The sequence below is a fragment of the Streptomyces sp. NPDC057445 genome, assembly GCF_042802855.1.
Lineage (GTDB): Bacteria > Actinomycetota > Actinomycetes > Streptomycetales > Streptomycetaceae > Streptomyces.
This window is the reverse complement of record NZ_JBHVDH010000004.1, coordinates 231249-246972: the sequence shown is the minus strand read 5'-3', so window position 1 is coordinate 246972 and position 15724 is coordinate 231249. Positions and strand designations below refer to the sequence as shown.

The window sequence follows — 15724 nt, the reverse complement described above, 5'->3', positions numbered from 1 at the left end:
GTGGACACTGAAGAGGGCAATGACGAAGGGCCCGGTCTCCCGGGCCCTTCGGCGTGCTCAACGGTACGGAGCTCAGTCGGTCAGGTTCACCGAACGGGCCGACGTCGCACCGATCTCCTCGGCGATCTCGTTCAGCACGTTCTGCGGGACGGTGTCGTCGACGGTCAGCACGACCAGCGCCTCGCCGCCCTCCTCCGTGCGCGAGACCTGCATGCCCGCGATGTTCAGCCCGGCCTCGCCGAGGATCCGGCCGACCGTACCGACCACACCCGGACGGTCCTCGTAGCGCGCCACGACCATGTGATCGGCCAGCGCCAGGTCGATGTCGTAGTCACCGACGGCAACGATCTTCTGAAGATGCTTCGGGCCCGCCAGCGTGCCGGAGACCGCGACCTCCTCGCCGTCGGAGAGCGTGCCGCGCACGGTCACCACATTGCGGTGGTCCGGGGACTCCGAGCTGGTGGTGAGGCGGACCTCGACGCCGCGCTCCTGCGCGAACAGCGGTGCGTTGACGTACGACACGGTCTCGTCGACCACGTCCTCGAACACGCCCTTCAGAGCGGACAGTTCGAGCACCTTCACATCGTGCTGGGTGATCTCGCCGTAGACCTCGACATCGAGACGGACCGCGACCTCGCCCGCCAGCGCGGTGAAGATCCGGCCGAGCTTCTCGGCGAGCGGCAGACCCGGACGCACGTCCTCTGCGATGACACCGCCCTGGACATTGACCGCGTCCGGCACGAGCTCACCGGCAAGGGCGAGGCGCACCGACTTGGCCACCGAGATACCGGCCTTCTCCTGCGCCTCGTCCGTGGACGCGCCCAGGTGCGGGGTGCAGACGACCTGGTCGAACTGGAAGAGCGGGGAGTCCGTGCAGGGCTCCTTCGCGTACACGTCCAGGCCCGCGCCGGCGACCCGGCCCTCCTTGAGCGCGCTGGCCAGAGCCTCCTCGTCGACGATCCCGCCACGTGCGGCGTTGACGACGCGGACGGTCGGCTTGACCTTGTGCAGCGCCTCGTCGCCGATGAGTCCCAGCGTCTCGGGGGTCTTCGGGAGGTGGACGGTGATGAAGTCCGAGACCTCGAGCAGCTCGTCCAGGGTCAGCAGCTTGACACCCATCTGGGCGGCGCGTGCGGGCTGTACGTAGGGGTCGTACGCGACGATCTTCATGCCGAAGGCGGACATCCGCTGGGCGACCAGGACGCCGATTCGGCCCAGGCCCACGACGCCGAGGACCTTCTCGCTCAGCTCCACGCCTGTGTACTTGGAGCGCTTCCACTCGCCGTTCTTCAGCGCGGTGTTGGCCTGCGGGATGTTGCGCGCGGTGGCGACGAGCAGACCGCAGGCGAGCTCGGCAGCGGTGACGATGTTGGACGTCGGGGCGTTGACGACCATCACGCCGGCCTTGGTGGCGGCGGAGACGTCCACGTTGTCCAGGCCGACACCCGCGCGGGCGACGACCCTCAGCTTCTTCGCGACCGCGATCGCCTCTGCGTCGACCTTGGTGGCGGAGCGGACGAGGATCGCGTCCACATCGGCGATGGCAGGGAGCAGCTCGGCTCGGTCCGCGCCGTTGCAGTGCCGGATCTCGAAATCCGGACCGAGCGCGTCCACCGTCGCTGGCGACAGTTCTTCGGCGATGAGTACAACGGGTTTACGGGGCGCAGTGCTCACGTGAGTCCTCACTGATCCAATGCGGACGGCCGTCCCGACGGCCGCAGGCTGTGGAGGGGGCTAGCCGCGTGGAAGACGCACGACGCTGTGGGCCTGACCTGACGCGTATGTGTTGACCACTCTAGTGGTGCGGGGGTGCAGGTTTTCCGCCTTGGCGGAAGGATCACCCGTCCGTGGTTGGACCGGTTGTCCAACGGCGTGCGGCGGGCCCGGAGGACCCGCCGCACCGAGGCCTACGCCTCCTCGTTGTCGACCCAGCTCATGAGCTTGCGCAGCTCCTTGCCGGTGGTCTCCAGCAGGTGGTTCTCGTCCTGCGTCTTGTACTCGTTGTACTTCTTCAGACCGCCGTGGTACTCGTCCATCCAGTTCTTGGCGAACGTGCCGTCCTGGATCTCGGCGAGGACCTTCTTCATCTCGGCCTTGGTCTGGTCGTTGATGATGCGCGGGCCGGTGATGTAGTCGCCCCACTCGGCGGTCTCGGAGACCGACCAGCGCATCTTCTCCAGGCCGCCCTCGTACATGAGGTCCACGATCAGCTTGAGCTCGTGGAGGCACTCGAAGTACGCGATCTCCGGCTGGTAGCCGGCCTCGACCAGGGTCTCGAAGCCCGCCTTGACCAGCGCGGCGGTGCCACCGCAGAGAACGGCCTGCTCACCGAACAGGTCGGTCTCGGTCTCCTCGGTGAAGGTCGTCTTGATGACGCCCGCGCGGGTGCCGCCGATGCCCTTGGCGTAGGAGAGCGCCAGGGCGAACGCGTTGCCGGTGGCGTCCTGCTCGACACCGGCGATGCACGGAACGCCACGGCCCTCCTCGTACTGGCGGCGGACCAGGTGGCCCGGGCCCTTGGGAGCCACGAGCGCCACGTCCACGCCGGCCGGGGGCTTGATGAAGCCGTACCGGATGTTGAGGCCGTGGCCGAAGAAGAGGGCGTCGCCGTCCTTCAGGTTGTCCTTGATGGACTCCTCGTACACCTGGGCCTGGATCGGGTCCGGGACCAGGATCATGATGACGTCGGCCTCGGCGGCGGCCTCCGACGGCGTCACCACGCGCAGGCCCTGCTCCTCGGCCTTGGCCTTGGACTTGGACCCCTCGTGCAGACCGACGCGGACGTCCACACCAGAGTCGCGGAGCGACAGCGCGTGGGCGTGACCCTGGCTGCCGTAGCCGATGACCGCGACCTTGCGGCCCTGGATGATGGACAGGTCGGCGTCGTCGTCGTAGAACAGCTCGGCCACTGGGTTTCTCCTTGTTGACTGGTCTTGCTGGCTTTGCGTCCCACCGTACGGCGGGGAGGGACGAGAGGGCTTTACGGTCTCGCTCTGCGAGCACATGTCACAGCGCTCTGCGAGCACATGTCACAGCTCTGCGAGCACATGTCACCGGGTGTCCGGGCGGTGCCGGACCGGTGCCGGAGCTATGCGCTGCGGTCCAGGGCCCGCAGGCTGCGGTCCGTGATGGACCGGGCGCCGCGCCCTATGGCGATCGTGCCGGACTGGACGAGCTCCTTGATGCCGAACTGCTCCAGCATCTTCAGCATGGCGTCGAGCTTGTCACTCGATCCGGTGGCCTCGATGGTGACGGCCTCGGGCGAGACGTCCACGGTCTTGGCGCGGAACAGCTGGACGATCTCGACGATCTGGGAGCGGGTCTCGTTGTCGGCGCGGACCTTCACCAGGACGAGCTCGCGCTGGATCGCGGCGCTGGGCTCGAGTTCGACGATCTTCAGGACGTTGACCAGCTTGTTGAGCTGCTTGGTCACCTGCTCCAGGGGCAGGTCCTCGACATTGACCACGATCGTGATGCGGGAGATGTCGGGGTGCTCGGTGACACCGACGGCGAGCGAGTCGATGTTGAAGCCTCGGCGGGAGAACAGCGCGGCGATCCTGGCCAGGATGCCCGGGGTGTTCTCCACCAGGACGGAGAGCGTGTGCTTGGACATGATTCGTTACGTCTCTCTCTAGTCTCGCTCGGCCTCAGTCGTCTTCGCTGTCGCCGAAGTCGGGGCGGACGCCGCGCGCGGCCATGACCTCGTCGTTGGACGTGCCGGCGGCGACCATCGGCCACACCATGGCGTCCTCGTGGACGATGAAGTCGATCACGACGGGGCGGTCGTTGATCGCGTTGGCCTCGGCGATGACCTTGTCCAGATCGGCGGGGTCCTCACAGCGCAGGGCGACACAGCCCATGGCCTCCGACAGCTTGACGAAGTCCGGGACCCGGGTGCCCTTGCGGGGCGAGGTGGACGCTCCGAGCTGGGAGCCTGCGGTGTGGTGCCCGGTCTCTTCGGCGTGCAGGACGGTGCTGGAGTAGCGCTCGTTGTAGAAGAGCGTCTGCCACTGGCGCACCATGCCCAGCGCACCGTTGTTGATGATCGCGACCTTGATCGGGATGCCGTTCAGCGCGCAGGTGACCAGCTCCTGGTTGGTCATCTGGAAGCAGCCGTCGCCGTCGATCGCCCAGACGGCACGGTCCGGCATACCCGCCTTGGCGCCCATGGCGGCAGGGACGGCGTAGCCCATGGTTCCGGCGCCACCGGAGTTCAGCCAGGTGGACGGCTTCTCGTAGTCGATGAAGTGGGCCGCCCACATCTGGTGCTGGCCGACACCGGCCGCGAAGATGGTGCCCTCCGGGGCGAGCTGGCCGATCCGCTGGATGACCTGCTGCGGGGCGAGGCTGCCGTCGTCCGGCGTCTCGTAGCCGAGGGGGTAGGTCTCGCGCCAGCGGTTGAGATCCTGCCACCAGGCGCTGTAGTCGCCGGTGTTGCCCTCGCTGTGCTCGGCCTGGACGGCCTGGACGAGGTCGGCGATGACCTCGCGGGCGTCACCGACGATCGGGACGTCGGCGGCGCGGTTCTTGCCGATCTCGGCCGGGTCGATGTCGGCGTGGACGATCTTGGCGTACGGGGCGAAGCTGTCCAGCTTTCCGGTGACGCGGTCGTCGAAACGGGCGCCGAGGGCGACGATCAGGTCGGCCTTCTGCAGCGCGGTGACGGCGGTGACCGCACCGTGCATGCCCGGCATTCCCACGTGCAGCGGGTGGCTGTCGGGGAAGGCGCCCAGCGCCATCAGGGTGGTGGTGACGGGGGCGTTGGTGAGCTCTGCGAGGACCTTCAGCTCGGCGGTGGCATTGGCCTTGAGGACACCGCCACCGACGTACAGGATGGGCCGCTTGGCCTGCGTGATCAGCTTCGCGGCCTCGCGGATCTGCTTGGCGTGCGGCTTGGTGACCGGCCGGTAGCCGGGCAGTTCGGTGTGCGGCGGCCAGCTGAAGGTGGTCTGCGCCTGGAGTGCGTCCTTGGCGATGTCGACCAGGACGGGCCCCGGACGGCCGGTGGAGGCGATGTGGAAGGCCTCTGCGATCGTCTTCGGGATGTCCTCGGCCTTGGTGACCAGGAAGTTGTGCTTGGTGATCGGCATCGTGATGCCGCAGATGTCCGCCTCCTGGAAGGCGTCCGTCCCGATGGCCCTGCTCGCCACCTGACCGGTGATCGCCACCAGCGGGACGGAGTCCATGTGCGCGTCGGCGATCGGCGTGACCAGGTTGGTCGCACCCGGCCCTGAGGTGGCCATGCACACGCCGACCTTGCCGGTGGCCTGGGCGTACCCCGTGGCGGCGTGACCCGCACCCTGCTCGTGGCGAACCAGGATGTGGCGGACCCGGGAGGAGTCCATCAGCGGGTCGTACGCCGGGAGGATGGCACCGCCGGGGATGCCGAACACCGTCTCGGCCCCGACCTCCTCGAGAGAACGGATGAGGGACTGCGCGCCCGTGACGTGCTCAACGGTGGCGGAGGTCTGTCCGCCGGTACGGGCCCGCGGCTGCGGATGGGCCCCGGTGGCCTGGTCGGTCATCGGCATTCTCTTCTCGAAGCTGAGGGTTCTAGCGGGGATTTTGCGGTGGTTTGGCACGGTGCCGGTGCAACAAAAAACCCCTCGTGCCGGTAGGCAAGCGAGGGGAGCGCGTCGGTGTGGTCTGCAGGTCCATGCATGGACCTGCTTCAGCCGACGCGCTTTCCAAGTACGAGAATTCGGGTGCGCATGGCACTGACCCTCCCCCCGGCGGCATATCACTGTCAAGTGGGTGGGACAGGCGTCTCATTATTTGAGCGGATCGGCGCACGGCCGATGACCTCGGAACCGGTCGCCGCCGAACGGCGTACGGGCAGGCAGCCCCCGGTGAGAACCGGCAGTGCGCCCGCGTCGGTGCCTCCGGGCACCGGATACACCCCGCGCACCAGGGCACGGCGCAGCCGGTGCTCGTCCAGTGGACCCGAGAATGCCATCCCCTGGCCGTGGCTGCAGCCCATGGCGCGCAGAGCCACCACTTGCTCCGGGCCGTCCACTCCGTCCGCCACGGACTGCATGCCGAGATCGCAGGCGATCCTCAGCAGCCCCGCGGTGATCTTGTGCAGCCTCGCGGACTCGACGACGCCCTCGACCAGTCCGCGATCGAGCTTCAGGACGTCCACGGGGAGCCGGCGGAGTGCGTTGATCGCGGCGTAGCCGCTGCCGAAGCCGTCCAGGGCGATGCGTACGCCGAGCCTGCGGAGACCGACGAGGCGCTGCTCCAGCTCGTCGAAGGAGATCCTCGGATCGCTGTCGGCGAGCTCGAGCACCAGCGAGCCGGACGGCAGGCTGTGCCGGGTGAGCAGGGCCTCGATCGATCCCAGGGGCATCGACCGGTCCAGCAGCCGGCGGGCGGAGAGCCGGACCGAGACGGGAATCGCGTGCCCGAGGCGGCTGCGCTCGGCGGCCTGCTCGACGGCCTCCTCGAGCAGCCAGCGGCCGAGCTCGGCGGTGCGGTCGCTGTCCTCGGCGACCCGGAGGAACTCCGCGGGCGTGAAGAGGATGCCCTGGGCGGAGCGCCAGCGGGCCTGCGCGGCGACGGAGGCGATCCGGCCGGTGGTGAGGTTGACCACGGGCTGGTGGAGCAGGGCGAACTCGCCGTCGTGGAGGGCTGTGCGCAGCCGGGTGGCCAGTTCGGTACGGCGGACGACCTCGGCCTGCATCTGAGGGGCGTACAGCTCGACCCGGTCCTTGCCGCCCGCCTTGGCCCGGTACATGGCCAGGTCGGCGTTGCGCAGCAGATCGCCCGCACTGATGCCGGGCTCGGCGAAGGCGACGCCGATGGACGCGGCGACCCGCACCTCGTTGCCCTCCACGCGGTAGGGCTGGGAGAGCATGAGGCGCAGCCGGTCGGCGATGTCCCGAACCTGGTGCTCGCGGGCCGAGCGGTCACGGGTGCCGTCGCCGAGGATCAGGGCGGCGAATTCGTCGCCCCCGAGCCGGGCGGCGGTATCACCTGCCCGTACGGACTCCTGGAGCCGGCGGGCGGCCTGGATCAGCAGCTCGTCCCCGGCCTGATGGCCGAGGCGGTCGTTCACCCCCTTGAAGCCGTCGAGGTCGATGAAGAGCACGGCCGTGCCGGGGTCGCTCGCGCGGCGGCCGCCGAGGGCCTTGCGGACCCGCTCGGTGAACAGCGCGCGGTTGGGCAGGTCGGTGAGCGGGTCGTGCTCGGCGTTGTGCTGCAACTGGGCCTGGAGGCGCACTCGTTCCGTGACGTCCCGGCTGTTGAAGATCAGCCCGCCCTGGTGGCGGTTGACGGTGGACTCGACGTTCAGCCACTGGCCGGTGCCGGATCTGAAGCGGCACTCGATGCGGGTCGTGGGCTCCTCCGAGGGAGGAGCGGCCAGAAAACGGCGCACCTCGTGGACGACCCGCCCGAGGTCCTCCGGGTGGATGAGGGACGCGAGCTCGGAGCCGATGAGTTCGTCGGCGTCCCGCCCGTAGACGCCCGCGGCTGCGGGGCTGACGTACCGCAGCACGCCGGTCGGCGCGGCGATCATGATGACGTCGCTGGAGCCCTGGACCAGGGAGCGGAAGTGGTTCTCCTTCTGGGCCAGTTCATGTGTGAGCGCGATGTTGTCGAGCAGCATGATGCCCTGCCGGACGACCAGTGCCATCACGACCGTGCAGCCGGTGAAGACCACCACCCGGTCGACCCGGCGGCCTTCGATCACGTTGTAGAGAATGCCGAGGGTGCATACGGCGGCGGCCAGATACGGGGTGAGAGCGGCGAGCGAGCCCGTGATGGGGCGGCTGAACGCCGGATGACCGGCCGGCCGGGGTCCCCGTGGGGGCTGGGCACCGGCCTCCAGCCGACGCACTCCCCAGGGCGCGTACGCGAGGAGGAGCGACCCGGCGAACCAGCCGGCGTCCAGCATCTGGCCGGATCGGTAGCTCTCCCGCAGCAGCGGTGAGGTGAACAGCGCGTCGCAGAGGACGGTCAGGGCGAGGGCCGCGATGGCGGTGTTGATCGCCGGCCGGTTGGCGTTCGACCTCCGGAAGTGCAGGGCGAGGACCATGCTCACCAGGACGATGTCCAGCAGCGGATAGGCGAGCGAGAGCGCCACCTGTGCCACGCTCTCCCCCTGGAAGTGCGCGGTGTGGGCAAGCGCGAGGCTCCAGGAGAGCGTGAGCAGGGAGCCGCCGATCAGCCATGAGTCGAGCGCGAGGCACACCCAGCCGGCCCGGGTGACGGGCCGCTTGGCGAGAACGAGCAGACCGACGATGGCCGGCGGCGCGAAGCAGAGGAAGAACAGATCGGCGAGGGAAGGGCTCGGCACCGGGCGGCCCAGGACCACCTCGTACCAACCCCAGACCGCGTTTCCGCATGCGGCCATCGCGGAGGAGAACGAGAACAGTATCCAGGCGGGCCGGAACCGGACACCGCGTGTGCGGGCGAAGACGCAGCAGGACACCGAAGCGAGCAGGGCGGCGAAACTGAGCCCGAAGTCGCCCATGAACAGGGCAAGTTGGACGGAGCCCCACCCGAATGCGGCGCCCGTCGCGTAACCGCCGGCGGCGAGGGCGAGAAGGACCTGGGGCAGCCGTCCCGTGCTGCCCTCGGAGACGGGCGAACGCGTGAGAACGGCTCCCGGGGCACTCACCGCGCCGCCCCTGACAGAGCTTTCGGCCGGCGCCGTCCTCGCGGACGGCGCTTCAGGGCGCGTTCCGGGGCGCGCTTCGGAAAGCGCGAGACTGGTCGGCGGCACCCCTGCCGCGTCGGATCGTTGGTCCATTGGCCGTGCATCGCCCGTCGCCCCCCTCGAAGTCCGGTCGCTCCGCGGCGCCGCCCCGTGCACGACGCAGCCCCCAACTCGGGACGATACACCAGTCTCGTCACTCAGGGACAGGGGTTCTCTACTCTCAGTGACGAGATGGAGCATTGTCGACACGCGGTGCATCCGAGCGACTCCCCTGAGTGTCCGCCGGGTGCGGGGAGACGTCCACCGGGTGGTGGGGCTCCGCTCCTCCGCCCCGGCGGGCCGGACGCGCTCCCCTGGGCCTACCCGGTGGTCAGGACCACGTTCGCCAGGGGCTCGCCGGCCGCGAAACGCGTGATCTGCCCGGCCAGCAGGCGCTTGGCGCGCGGCATGAACGCCGAAGTGGAGCCGCCGACATGAGGACTGATCAGCACGCCGGGAGCGTGCCAGAGAGGATGCCCAGGCGGCAGCGGCTCCGGGTCGGTGACATCGAGGGCAGCGGTGATCCGGCCGCTCTCGAGCTCCGTGAGCAGCGCTTTGCTGTCGACGACCGGTCCGCGGGCGACGTTGACCAGCAGGGCACCGTCCTTCATCCGGGCCAGGAAGGCGGCATCGGCCAGGTGGTGCGTCGCCGAGGTGAGCGGCGTGGAGAGGATCACCACGTCGGCCTCTGGCAGCAGGGCGGGCAGTTCGGAGAGTGGGTGCACGACACCGCGCTCCGTGGTGCGGGCCGAGCGCGCGACGCGCGCCACCCGCGCACATTCGAAGGGCGCGAGCCGGTCCTCGATGGCCGCGCCGATCGAGCCGTATCCGACGATGAGCACGGACCTGTCGGCGAGCGCCGGATAGAAGCCGGCCCGCCACTCCTCCTGGCGCTGCCCCTCCACGAAGCGGGGAATTCCGCGCAGGGACGCCAGGATCAGGGCGAGGGTGAGTTCGGCGGTGCTCGCCTCGTGGACTCCCCTGGCGTTGCAGAGGCGTACGCCCGCGGGCAGCGATCCGAGACCGGGCTGCACATGGTCGATACCCGCCGAGAGGGTCTGGACCACCCGCACGGAGGTCATGGCGGCCAGCGGACGCACCGCGACCTCCGTGCCCTTCATGTACGGGACGACATAGAAAGCGCAGTCGGCGGGATCGGCGGGAAAGTCCTCTTCGCCGTTCCAGAATCGGTAGTTGAGGCCCGACCCGGCGTGAGCGGGAAGCCCTTCGATCTCTTCGGCCGGGATGGGGAGCCACACATCTGCTGCAGTCATGGTCAGGAGGCTATGCGAAGGCCGGCGGGAGCCAGACGTTAGTTTTGGGGCCGGCACAAGGAGAGGTACGGGCAGGTGGAGCGCAGGACAATCGGCGCGGCGGCGCTCGAAGTGGGCGCGATCGGCCTCGGGTGCATGCCGATGAGCTGGGCGTACACCGGCTCGCAGCAGCGTGGTGACCGCTCGCTTCGCACGGTGCACGCGGCGCTCGACGCCGGTGCGAATCTGCTCGACACAGCGGACATGTACGGCCCGTTCACCAATGAGCTGCTGCTCGGGCGCGTTCTGAAGGAGCGGCGCGCCGACGCGTTCGTGTCGACCAAGGTCGGGCTGCTCGTCGGCGATCAGCACATCGTCGCCAACGGGCGGCCGGGATATGTGCGGCGGGCGTGCGACGCGTCGCTGCGGCGGCTCGGCACCGATGTGATCGACCTCTATCAGCTCCACCGGGCGGACCCGGAGGTTCCGGTGGAGGAGACCTGGGGCGCGATGGCGGATCTGGTCTCCGCCGGGAAGGTACGCGCTCTCGGGCTCTGCGCAGTGGGGGCACGGGCGTCGCGCAGACCGGGCGCGGGTCCGTCCGAACTCTACGCAGGAACGATCCGGCAACTGGAGCGGGTGCAGCAGGTGTTCCCCGTCAGCGCGGTGGAGGCGGAGCTGTCGGTGTGGTCGCCGGAGGCTCTGTCGGCGCTGCTGCCCTGGTGCGAGGCGCACGGTGTGGGCTTCCTGGCGGCGATGCCGCTGGGCAACGGCTTTCTGACCGGGACACTGACGCCCGGCGGTGGCTTCGAGCCCGACGATCTGCGGGCGCGGCACCCTCGATTCACGGCCGAGATGATGGCGGCGAACCAGCCACTGGTCGTGGGACTGCGGAGGATCGCGGAGCGGCACGGGGCGGCGACGACTCCGGCTCAGGTCGCGCTGGCCTGGGTGCTGGGGCAGGGCCGGCACGTGGTGCCGGTGCCCGGGGCCAAGCGGGAACGGTGGGCCGTGGAGAACGCGGCGGCCTCGGGGCTCGGGCTGACGACGCGGGACGTCGCGGAGATCGCGGGACTGCCGCCGGCCAGGGGATCCTGGGACTAGACGGCGTCTTCCGGATCGGGCCGGATCATGGCTCGTTCCAGGGCACGGGAGTCCGGCAGGATCCGAAAGGCATCCCCTGAGTGCCTGTCTCGGGGCTCCCGCGCGGAGATCGGGAACCTGGGGCGGCGCTGCGGTGTATGAACAGTAGACGTGCGGCTCCTGGGGCTCGCACACAGCCCGCTCCCCCGGCGAAGGGACAAGAACAGTGCAACGTCCAGCTGTGACGGCCGTGCTGGCCACTGCCGCCCTGCTGCTCACCGCCGGGTGCTCGTCCGGCGGCGGCACGGGCGGGACGGGTGGCGGGGACGGCGCGGCTTCGCGCCCCGCGTCCTCTCCCGCCACGAGCGGCGGCGCCACTCCCGGACCCCCGCCCGCGAAGGGGACGGTGAAGGTGGCGGCGACGCTGACCAAGGATCTGAAGTCCCCGTGGGGCCTGGCCTCGCTGCCCGACGGTGATCTGCTGGTCTCGTCGCGCGACGAGGGCACGATCACACGCGTCGACGCGACGAACGGCAGGAAGACCGGGATCGGCTCGGTTCCGGGTGTCGCGCCTGCCGGTGAGGGAGGCCTGATGGGCCTCGCCGTCTCGCCGTCCTTCGCCTCGGACCATCTGGTGTACGCCTACTTCACGACGGCGTCGGACAACCGCATCGCCCGCATGCTGTACGACGAGAAGAAGCCGGCGGGGCAGCAGCTCGGCGCACCGGACACGGTCCTCAGGGGCATTCCCAAGGGCATCGTCCACAACGGCGGCCGGATCGCGTTCGGCCCGGACAAGATGCTGTACGCAGGCACGGGTGAGACGGGCGACACAGGCCTGGCGCAGGACAAGGATTCGCTGGGCGGCAAGATTCTGCGGATGACGCCGGACGGGCAGCCGGTGCACGGCAACCCTTGGGCGGATTCCGTGGTGTATTCGTACGGGCACCGCAATGTGCAGGGCCTCGCCTGGGACTCCCGGAAACGGCTGTGGGCCGCCGAGTTCGGCCAGAACACCTGGGACGAGCTCAATCTCGTCGAGCCCGGCAAGAACTACGGCTGGCCCGAGGTGGAGGGCAAGGGCGGCAGGTCCGGCTTCGTGGACCCGGTGGCCCAGTGGCGGACGGACGAGGCGTCGCCGAGCGGAATCGCCTATGCCAAGGGATCGATATGGATGGCCGGCCTCAGGGGCGAGCGGCTGTGGCGGATCCCGCTGGCCGGTGCGGAACCTTCCGCGGACCCCCAGTCGTTCCTCCGGGGAGAGTACGGCCGTCTGCGTACCGTCCTGCCGGTCGGCGGGGCCGGCGGCGGCTCGGCCGTCTGGCTGGTCACCAGCGAGACGGACACCAGAGGCACACCCGAGGCAGGAGACGACAGGATTCTGCGTCTCGAGGTGGAGTGAGAGGTGGGCGGCCTGTGTTCAACCTGATCGAGGAGCTCTTCGCGCCCGGCCGCAAGCACACAGAGGACGAGCGCAACCGGCTGCAGCTGACGCGGGTGGATGTCGGGGACGGCGACCCCGGGCACGGCGAGATAGATCTGGCCTCCGGGAAGGTCGTCATACGCACGCGCCGCGCGGAACCGGAAGCCTGACCGTCCCGCGCCGGCCGGGCGCGGGACGCTCGGGGGCCTCAGGCGGTCGCGGGGAAGAGGCGCAGACGGTGGGCGAGCGCGGCTGCTTCGCCCCGCCCGGTCACACCCAGCTTGGCCAGAATGTTGGAGACGTGGACGCTCGCGGTCTTGGGTGAGATGTAGAGCTCCTCGGCTATCTGGCGGTTGGTGCGGCCGACCGCGACCAGGCGCAGGACGTCCCGTTCGCGTGGGGTCAGCCCCAGTTCCTCCACCGGGGCCGGCGCGGCCGCCTCGACGGCCTGGGGGCAGGGCTCGGTGAGCCGGAGGCGAGCGCGCCGGGCGAGCAGGGCGACGTCCTCGGCGAGCGGGCGGGCTCCCAGCCGCTCCGCGGTCTCATGAGCCTGGCGCAGCAGCCCGGAGGCGCGGTCCCGCTCACCGGCGGCCAGCAGTGACTCGGCGCAACGGTGGCGGACACGGGCCACGTCGTAGGGGCGGTCGACCGTGGCGAAGGCGTCCATCACGGCGGCCCAGGCGTCCGGGGTGTCGCTGTTCTCGGCGCGGAGCAGTTCGGCGCGGACCCACTCGGCGTACGCGATCCAGACCGGCACGGCGGTGGGCACGGCCTTGGCGGCGCGGCGGATGGCGGCGAGTGCCTCGGCTCGGCCCGCCTCTGCGGCCGGCAGCCCGCGGGCGTCTGCCTCGGCCGTGGCCGCGGCGAGCAGCAGCGGCCACGCGTAGCGCTGGGTGCCGGGCGGGAATCCGGCGGCCACGGCACGGTCCAGTTCCGCGCGGGCGTCGAGGATGCGGCCCTCGCCGGCCGCGATGCCGACCGCGATGCGGGCCAGGGGTATCGACTGCTGCGGCATGGGGTCATGGGTGCCGTAGTGGTCGCGGGCCGCGGCGAGCCGGCGGGCCGCCTCGGGCATGTCACCCCGCGCGAGCGCCAGATAGGCGAGCCGGGATGCGCCCATGCCTCGCGGCTTGGCGCTCGGGCCGACGCGCTCGGCGTGCGCGGCGGCCTCGGCCGCCGCGTCCCAGTGGCCGAGGGCATAGCGCGATTCGGACAGATTGCCCCACACCCACGCCTCGGAGTCCAGCAGACCGTACTTCCTGGACAGCACCAGGCCCTCTTCGAGGATGCGCGCAGCTTCCTCGGAGCGGCCGACGCCTTCCAGGACGGAGGGGAGGTTCACATGGCTGCGGCCCACGAGGAAGGCGAAACCCAGCTCGGCGACCCGGTCCTTCACCTCGTACATCTCGGCGAGTCCGGCCTCCACATCACCGGCGTCGACCATGAGACCGCCGAGGGTGATCCGGGCGTTCATCTCGATCTCGTCGGCGCCGACCATCCGGGCGTACTCGACGGCGCGTTCGGCTGCGGCCAATGCGTCGGGTCCTGGTTCATGGAGCATGCACCAGCCCGCGACGGCGACGAGGACCTCGGCGTGCACCTCGGACGGCGGCAGTCCACGCACCAGTTCCAGCGCGGTGGCGAGTTCCTTCCAGCCGTCGCCGCGGGACTGGCTCTGCACCAGCCTGGAGCGCTGGGCCCAGAACCATGCGGCGCGCTGGGGGTCCTTGCCGCCGGCACCGGTGGGCTGGTCGTTCTCCTCCTCCAGCAGCCGCAGGGCCCGCTTGATGACCTTCAGTGCGCGTTCCCGCTCGCCGCTGAGCCGGCCCGCGACAGCCGCCTCGGCCATGAGGTCGAGATAGCGCAGCGGGGTGGTGGCGGCGTCGCAGCCGCAGGGCGGGTAGACCTCGGCGTAGTCGACGGGCCGCAGTTCGGCCCGCACGGCTTCGGGGGTGTCGTCCCACAGCTCCATCGCCCGTTCCAGCAGACCGAGTTGCTCGGAGTAGGCATGCCGTCGGCGGGCCGCGACGGAGGCGTGGAGCACGGCGGGGAGGGCCTTGGCTGCGTCGTGTGCGTAGTACCAGTAGCTGGCCAGCCGGGCGGCCCGCTGGTCGGCGGGGACCAGTCCCGGACCTGCTTCCAGGGCTTCTGCGTAGCGGCGGTTCAGGCGGGAGCGCTCGCCGGGCAGGAGGTCGTCGCTGACGGCCTCGCGCACCAGCGAGTGGCGGAAGCGGTAGCCGTCACCGTCGGGGGTGGCGAGCAGGATGTTGGCGCCGACGGCGGCGCGCAGGGCCTCGATCAGCTCGTCCTCGCAGAGGCCGACCACGGCGGCGAGCAGCGGGTACTCGACGGTGGAGCCGCCCTCGGCCACGATCCTGGCGACCCGCTGTGCGTGTTCGGGCAGGCTCTCGACCCGGACGAGAAGGAGGTCGCGGAGGGAGTCGGTCAGCTCGCAGGGGGATCCTTCGCCCGCGGCCACGGCGAGCTCCTCGACGAAGAAGGCGTTGCCGTCGGAGCGTTCGAAGATGTCGTCGACCAGGGGCGGTGCCGGCTCGCTGGCGAGGATTCCGGCCATCTGGCGGGCCACCTCGTCGCGGCTGAACCGGGGTACCTCGATGCGCTGGACGGTACGCAGCCGGTCGAGTTCGGCGAGGAGGGGCCGCAGGGGGTGGCGACGGTGGATGTCGTCGGCGCGGTAGGTGGCGATGACGACGAGCCGGCCGCGGCGCAGTGTGCGGAAGAGGTAGGCGAGGAGATGGCGGGTGGAGGCGTCGGCCCAGTGGAGGTCCTCGAGCACCATGACGACCGTGCGCTCGGCGGCCAGGCGTTCCATGAGGCGGACGGTGAGTTCGAAGAGCCGGGCCATGCTGTCCTCGTCGTGCCGGACCTGATGGCGTGCCGCCTCGCCGAGCTCCGGCAGAAGCCGGGCCAGCTCCTCCTCCCGTCCGGCGGCCGCCGCGGCGAACTCGTCCCTCAGCCCGCGGCGCAGGCTGCGCAGTGCGGCGGAGAACGGCGCGAACGGCAGCCCGTCGGCGCCGATCTCCACACAGCCGCCGATGGCGAAGACGGCTTCCCTGCGGCAGGCCTCGTCGCGGAACTCCTCGATGAGCCGGGTCTTGCCGACGCCCGCCTCACCGCCGACGAGAAACGCCTGCGGCTCGCCCGCTGTGGCGCGGGCGAGCGCATGGCTGAGCGCGGTCAGTTCGGCGGTGCGACCGACGAACACCGGACTGACGGACCTGGTCTCCACGTCGCCGAGCATCG

The 15724-nt window shown here is 70.3% G+C and carries 10 protein-coding genes; 3 read left to right on the top strand and 7 right to left on the bottom strand.

Features of this window, described 5'->3' with window-relative positions; all coding sequences use genetic code 11:
- Positions 1-72: 72 nt before the first annotated feature.
- The 6 genes from serA to ACFU5O_RS12295 form a co-directional block, all read right to left on the bottom strand.
- Positions 73-1674 (bottom strand): phosphoglycerate dehydrogenase, encoded by a 1602-nt coding sequence (gene serA / locus ACFU5O_RS12320; protein ID WP_384239322.1) that lies wholly within the window; start codon positions 1672-1674, stop codon positions 73-75.
- A gap of 233 nt (positions 1675-1907) precedes the next feature.
- Entirely contained in the window at positions 1908-2909 is a 1002-nt protein-coding gene (gene ilvC / locus ACFU5O_RS12315) for a ketol-acid reductoisomerase (protein WP_384239320.1), read from the bottom strand.
- A 179-nt stretch (positions 2910-3088) separates the two neighbouring features.
- Positions 3089-3613: an acetolactate synthase small subunit gene (ilvN, locus tag ACFU5O_RS12310; protein ID WP_019889675.1), complete on the bottom strand. Its 525-nt coding sequence runs from the start codon at positions 3611-3613 to the stop codon at positions 3089-3091.
- A 34-nt stretch (positions 3614-3647) separates the two neighbouring features.
- Positions 3648-5531 (bottom strand): acetolactate synthase large subunit, encoded by a 1884-nt coding sequence (locus tag ACFU5O_RS12305; RefSeq protein ID WP_384239318.1) that lies wholly within the window; start codon positions 5529-5531, stop codon positions 3648-3650.
- Positions 5532-5746: 215 nt separating this feature from the next.
- Positions 5747-8623: a putative bifunctional diguanylate cyclase/phosphodiesterase gene (locus ACFU5O_RS12300; RefSeq protein WP_384239316.1), complete on the bottom strand. Its 2877-nt coding sequence runs from the start codon at positions 8621-8623 to the stop codon at positions 5747-5749.
- A 398-nt stretch (positions 8624-9021) separates the two neighbouring features.
- Positions 9022-9960, bottom strand: coding sequence for a 2-hydroxyacid dehydrogenase (locus ACFU5O_RS12295; RefSeq protein WP_384239677.1), 939 nt, complete (start codon positions 9958-9960; stop codon positions 9022-9024).
- A 90-nt stretch (positions 9961-10050) separates the two neighbouring features.
- On the opposite strand from ACFU5O_RS12295, the gene ACFU5O_RS12290 reads away from it, so the two are divergent.
- The 3 genes from ACFU5O_RS12290 to ACFU5O_RS12280 all read left to right on the top strand — a co-directional run bounded on the left by ACFU5O_RS12290 (position 10051) and on the right by ACFU5O_RS12280 (position 12630).
- On the top strand, positions 10051-11058 hold the full coding sequence (locus ACFU5O_RS12290) for an aldo/keto reductase (RefSeq protein WP_384239314.1): 1008 nt from the start codon (positions 10051-10053) through the stop codon (positions 11056-11058).
- Positions 11059-11278: 220 nt separating this feature from the next.
- On the top strand, positions 11279-12439 hold the full coding sequence (locus ACFU5O_RS12285) for a PQQ-dependent sugar dehydrogenase (protein ID WP_384239313.1): 1161 nt from the start codon (positions 11279-11281) through the stop codon (positions 12437-12439).
- Positions 12440-12453: 14 nt separating this feature from the next.
- Positions 12454-12630, top strand: a complete 177-nt coding sequence (locus ACFU5O_RS12280; RefSeq protein WP_384239311.1) for a DUF6191 domain-containing protein — start codon at positions 12454-12456, stop codon at positions 12628-12630.
- A gap of 38 nt (positions 12631-12668) precedes the next feature.
- Here ACFU5O_RS12280 and ACFU5O_RS12275 read toward each other — a convergent pair whose 3' ends face one another.
- On the bottom strand, positions 12669-15722 hold the full coding sequence (locus ACFU5O_RS12275; RefSeq protein ID WP_384239676.1) for an AAA family ATPase: 3054 nt from the start codon (positions 15720-15722) through the stop codon (positions 12669-12671).
- Between the last annotated feature and the right edge of the window lie 2 nt (positions 15723-15724).